At 50.3% G+C, this 3951-nt stretch carries 3 protein-coding genes; all 3 read left to right on the plus strand.

Features of this window, described 5'->3' with window-relative positions; all coding sequences use genetic code 11:
- A partial coding sequence (tssI, locus tag ABR397_RS22045; RefSeq protein ID WP_350307582.1) for a type VI secretion system tip protein TssI/VgrG occupies nt 1–1237 on the plus strand: 1237 nt, incomplete at its 5' end.
- A gap of 2 nt (nt 1238–1239) precedes the next feature.
- Nucleotides 1240–2598, plus strand: coding sequence for a VRR-NUC domain-containing protein (locus ABR397_RS22050; protein ID WP_350307583.1), 1359 nt, complete (start codon nt 1240–1242; stop codon nt 2596–2598).
- Between the two features lie 15 nt (nt 2599–2613).
- Nucleotides 2614–3759 carry a type VI immunity family protein gene (locus ABR397_RS22055; protein ID WP_350307584.1) on the plus strand — a complete coding sequence of 382 codons (1146 nt, stop codon included), beginning with the start codon at nt 2614–2616 and terminating at the stop codon, nt 3757–3759.
- Nucleotides 3760–3951: the final 192 nt, after the last annotated feature.

Genomic DNA, 3951 nt, shown 5'->3' on the forward strand with positions numbered 1-3951 from the left:
GTTAACCCACCACCCGATTGACGCCATGAATGACCGCTGGCAAGTCGTCTCTTCCCGACATCAGGGGCATGTGCCTGCCGTTTTGGGCGATGGCGGAGCCGGCACGACCCTTAATTCACAGACCCGGTTTATTCCCGGTCGCAACGATTGGCGTCCGCCCTACCGCTATAAACCCCAGGCTGACGGCGATGAAATCGCCACGGTTGTCGGGCCCGGCACGGAAGAAATTTATGTCAATAAAGATGGCGCGGTTCGCGTTCACTTCCACTGGAACCGTTACGACGCGCCTGACGACCAGGCATCCTGCTGGGTACGGGTGGCACAGGGCTGGAACGGCAACGGATTTGGCTTCCTGGCAACACCGCGAGTCGGCCAGGAAGTGATTATCTCTTATCTCAACGGCGATATTGACCGCCCCATGATTACCGGATGTACCTATAACGCACTTAACCGTCCGCCGCTGAATTTACCGGAGGAAAAGACCCGCACTACGTTCAGAACCAAGACCCATAAAGGTCATGGTTTTAACGAATTGCGCTTTGAAGATGCAAACGGCAGCGAGGAAGTGTTTATTCATGCTCAACGGGATATGAATACCCAGGTTCTCAGGGATAAAACCACACAGATAAACCATGACCAGAAAACAGAAGTGGAGCATAACCGGACCACCATTATTAAAAACGATGATGAAGCCGTGCAGGGCTTCCAGACGCTGGAAGTCAGTCAAAATCAAACGGTGACCATTAAAGGTCAGCAGGCCATTTCCATTGGTAAAAGCCATCAATTTAACGTCACCGATAACCAGCAAATTGCCGTGGGTAAACATATCACCGTGCACTCGGAAAGCGGGCAAATCACGATTGGGAATGCGGGCGGGCAGATAGTCATTGACCCAATGGGGAATATCCGTATCGAAGGAGTCAGTATCACCATGTCTGACCATATCACCGGAAAGAAATCCGCCGATGCGCTGTTTGACTACTCCGCCCGCTATACCCTGCGAAGCGAGCAAAGCGGTAAACCGCTGGTGAATACCTCCTATACCATTACCACCGCTGGCGGTCAGACCCTTTCCGGTAAAACTGACACGCTGGGCAGAACCGTGACCGTACAGAGTGAGGTTGAAGAAAATCTGCAACTGAGTTCACCGGAAACCCCACCGAAACCGAAGCAAACCTTATATCAGGCCAGTGATAACACACCGGTAGAGCATGTTATGGAATTTACGGAGAAATAAGTATGACAATATCCAACAGCGGCAAGATGTGCCCGGCCGTGACCTCAATTAACTGTACGATGGAAATAGGTATCTTTCCCGCCGATGAAGATCCCTGTTATCTGGCGAGAAAAGCCGAATACGCCCTGCGTCTGCCGGCAATGATTATCACCCGGCTGGGTGCTATTCGCTTTCTTAATCAAGTCATTATGAGTGGATTGATTAAGATTGAGGAACTCAAACATGACTTTCTGTGGCCCTATAAAGCGGAAGTGGTGTTTGCTATCAGAGGGAAGAACGATGTACCTCTGCCCATGCTGGCGACCAGTCAAGACTCTAAGCAACATTATGGTGATAACTTACCGCAATCCAGCAACCCGTTTGCCCGACCTTCTGCCCCCGATGCGGAAAAATTTGGCGTTAAGCGTATTCGACGTCCCGATATTATTCTGGTTAAAGATGAAGCTCTCCGCTGGCCGGGTAGAAACGCTACCTATTTCGATGGCTCCGTGCATCCCGATAATCTGAAAATGTTGATTGAAGTGAAATTTCCGGGTGATAAGCTTAGTGAAGATCAAGAAAAAGATTATATCCAGATTGCTACCCGCTCTCGCTTTGGTGTGATGCGTGTCAGTGATAGCCGCACCGAGGAGCAAAAACAGTATGATGAAGCATGGCGAAAACATTATCAACCCGGTTCCCAGCACTATAAAAATCCGATACCACTGGCCCCTCTGCCGCCCGGTTCGCCTCCTGATGAGGAAGCTTTACCCATTCCTCCCGAAGAGGGCGTGCCGGGCACTATTCCGCAACCCCTGACAAAAAATCCACCGCTTCTCAGCACTTCCCGCTGGTCGTTTTTACCCAGCTATGAAGACTGGGTTGTCCTCGGGCAGGAGGTGGCCGGGCTGGCTGAAAATGGGTTGAATTATGTCCGCGACAGTACCCGGGAGATCCTTGCCCAGTTTGGGGCATGGTTCAATCAAGCCGGCAAATGGGTGTGTGAAGAAATTATTGACCCGATAAGCCATCAGGTCAGCTACGCGTTTTCCTGGGTCAGTGAACAAACGGGGAAAATCGTGACCTGGACGGAGAGTGAGATAAAAACCCGGTGGCAGACTGTGCAACAGGGCTCAGATATCACTCTGGAAGAGCTAAAAAACATGAGCTGGATGCAAATATTAAAAGAGGTAGGTGAAGGAATGCTGGAAGTGGTTGTGATTGTTGCCGGCGTTGCTGTTGTTATTCTTGTCACCCTTGCCGTTGCTGCTGCACTGATTGCACTGGTGGAAATTTTAGCCGCTGCCGCCGCGGTGAGCGCCGCCGCGTTAGCTGCCGTCCTGACCATATTGGCGAGTGTGACATTCGCCACTGCCTCATAATTCACGGAGAAAATGATGGAAACTGTAGATTACTTTGCCCAACTGAGATCAAAATTGACCGCTTTTCTTTTTATCAATGGTGATGGACTGACCGTTTCCCGCCTGGGGCTCTCGATTACCCTGTTTTTTAAACAGGGCTACACGCTGGAGAAAAAACAACGCATTCTGGCCTGCTACCGGCGCTTTCGCGAAGAGTTTGACACTCAGCTGCGTTTTCACAGTCATTCACTGAAGGGGTTAAGCAAATATTCACCGGAAAATATTATTAAGATAGAGGAAGGCATTCTCGCTAGGAAAAAAAATCAGCCTTGTGGTTGGGTCGTCAGTGATGCGAAAAACGAAGATGAAGCGCCTCATTATCTGATGCGTTATCTGGATTCTGATGAGGATGATGGTGACGATAGTAGCTCCTATCTGAGCTTGGTGCTGCCTTGGGATTATCTGAAAGAACCAGACGGCATGGTTCGTTTTATGGCCTGGTTGGATTTTCTGTGTGAACAGCTTGAACCTGACTGGGGAGATTGTGGTTACTGTCTGGTCTTACCCAAAGACTACTATGATTATTTCCCTTTGGAGTACCAACTGGCCCTGCGCTACCCCACCTTACAAGTCAACTCCACTGTTCACACTACACTGGATGATTATGCCGATGCTATACGGAGCATGAACTGGATCACCCTGCTATCCAAACGCTTTGTAGGACGTCTGGGCGGCGAAGTCTGGATACGTAAAACACTGGCACGCTACCCGGATGTGGTGATTAGTCCTTACTCCAATGGTCTGATGATACGGGCGGGTCAATACCCAGATCTGACCCCGCTGCCGGGAAGCGTCCCAGAGAGTTATTTTGCCATTAACCAGTTGATACGTCCGGTACGTTTTGTTTCAGGAGAAGGTGATTCTCTGCACTTCTATGGCGCCGGTCATTTTGATGCTATTTCCACAAAAGCCTGGTATGCCCGCTATGACCGGGGCCCTCTGCATGTAACCCCGGTGAAAAGCGGCGAACCAATGCTGGTCAGCGGATTCTGGCGCACCGACAGCCAGCCTGACAAACAGTATTTCTTTGTTCAGGGCGCAACTGCCTTTGATATTCAGGGTACAGAGCCGGGAACAACGGTATGGCATCTGATACGAGAAGCAGAAAACAGGAATGAGTAAAGGATGAGAAGCGGTAGATAAAAAAAGCAGATGCTGGAATCGGTTGTGATTATTGCCAAAGTTGCCGTTGTTATCCTCGTTACCCTTGCCGTCGCTGCGGCGCTGATTGTACTGGTGAAAATTTTAGCTGCCGCTGCCGCAGTCAGTGCCGCAGCATTAGCTGCCATCCTGACTATATTGGCGGGTGTAACA

This window comes from Photorhabdus viridis (assembly GCF_040256935.1).
GTDB classification, from domain to species: Bacteria; Pseudomonadota; Gammaproteobacteria; order Enterobacterales; family Enterobacteriaceae; genus Photorhabdus; species Photorhabdus viridis.